The organism is Acaryochloris sp. IP29b_bin.137, assembly GCF_028285745.1.
Taxonomy (GTDB): Bacteria; Cyanobacteriota; Cyanobacteriia; order Thermosynechococcales; family Thermosynechococcaceae; genus Acaryochloris.
The window spans coordinates 1-1,658 of record NZ_JANQOP010000304.1 but is presented as its reverse complement, the minus strand read 5'-3'; the positions used below and the strand labels follow the sequence as shown (position 1 = coordinate 1,658).

The following is a 1,658-nucleotide window of genomic DNA, read 5'->3' as shown; positions in this document are numbered from 1 at the left end:
AGCCTTGAAAGGATGGTGTGGGGCTATTAATAAAGCGGATTTCTGAAACATCGCTCAAAGTGGCAGCTACATCTGTACCCCCGACAGCAGTTAAATCTGTCGCTTCAATACTAAAGGTGGCATCTTGCCAACTGCTGTCAGGGGCAAGAGTAATCACTTCAGTGGTGACAAAACGTCCTCCAGCGCCATCTATGGCAACCCTGAGATCAATATTGCTACTCCCTTGATTGTTCACGGATGCAGTAATGTCAGTGACACCACCCGTGGTGTAGTCTCCTGTCCACTCTGCACCTCTATTGAAGAATGCTAGACGGCTACCGGCACCAGCGCCGCCAATGGCCTGGGTCTGCAAAAAGTTGTCGTCAGCTCCATTCGGTCCACCGGAGTCAACATTTGTGGGAGGATTCGGATGGGTTGCTGAGTTGCCAATCCCCCATCCCTGGGTCGTTCCATCTTCAAAATCATTGGTGAGAACCATAGAAAAACCGTCTCCATTATTGTTTGGGTTGTTTAAAAAGCAGAATGTCCTCAAACTGCTGGATACCTCCTTAGCCATGCCTAACAAGGACCACTAGGGCTAAGGAGTGGCTTGGTAGATAAGGCTAAAGATTGATTGGCATTGAACACATTGGGAGAATTAGACGTTCTCAACCAATGCAAAGACTTGAATATTGCTCAGCACAACTTCAGCACCGCTAAAGTTTCACTACTGCTAAACACTTGGTCAGGCATCGTGAATGCCTCTATCAAGAGTGACTAAGCATTTATCACGTTTGAAGAGTGAAGTTGAAGAAGCAGAACTGATTGTTTTAGAGAGCATGTTCGCAAATCCTTATCGAGAATAAACCTAATTAGCTTATGCAATAGAATGCAAATATGACCTAATTCGACGCAGACTTGACCATATAGTTAGTATGGCACTATGACCTTTCCCTTATCTGTAAATATCCTGGGCGAGCTTAAGTCGTTTCCCAAAGGATAAAAACAAAAGAAGAAAAGTCTAATACAGTTATTGCAAGGTTAAGTAACCTATTGGTCAAGAAAGAGAATTATCAATCAAAGGTAAATTTTTGCCTGGAAGAACAACATCTGAGTCCAAAAAATCTCCACGCATCCCCCGCGTTTAGCACCAATATTGTAAATTTCACTCTCCTTGAGATAGGGAAGATTGAAGGTACCGTTATTAAGACTGATTTGCAATAATATACCATTTGGTTGGTCTAATTGAGTAACGGTTTTTAAATTTCTTGTAAAGACAATTTCTGCTCTGTAAAGGCCTCAAGGTAGCGACACTACAACGAGGTGTCACGCAACGGCTGGAAGCCATACTTAGTAACGGGCGGCCCAGTTTTGAAGCGGCTTCCACGCTCCGATGTCCGATAGGACTCTATCTTTCACAATGGATATAGTTCCTTTACCCCGGTTTATCGCTAATACAGCGTAAATTAAATAATGTGCTACACCTCTGTAGGGTTCTTTGCGAATAAGCTATATATTTGAGCGAAGAGCATACCAATGCCTAAAGAGCCATTAGAGTTAAGTCCAACAGACCGCCATTACCTTGAAGCGTTGCTGCGCAAAGGGACGATGGGCGTTAAACAGTTCAAGCGTGCTACAGCGCTACTGGAGTTGGATCGTGGTAAATCGATAACAGCAAT

Annotated in this window: 1 protein-coding gene; it reads right to left on the bottom strand. The window is 43.8% G+C overall.

Going from position 1 to position 1,658, the window contains the following annotated elements; all coding sequences use genetic code 11:
- A partial coding sequence (locus Q0991_RS21260; protein ID WP_299492336.1) for a hypothetical protein occupies positions 1-478 on the bottom strand: 478 nt, incomplete at its 3' end.
- Positions 479-1,658 lie beyond the last annotated feature (1,180 nt).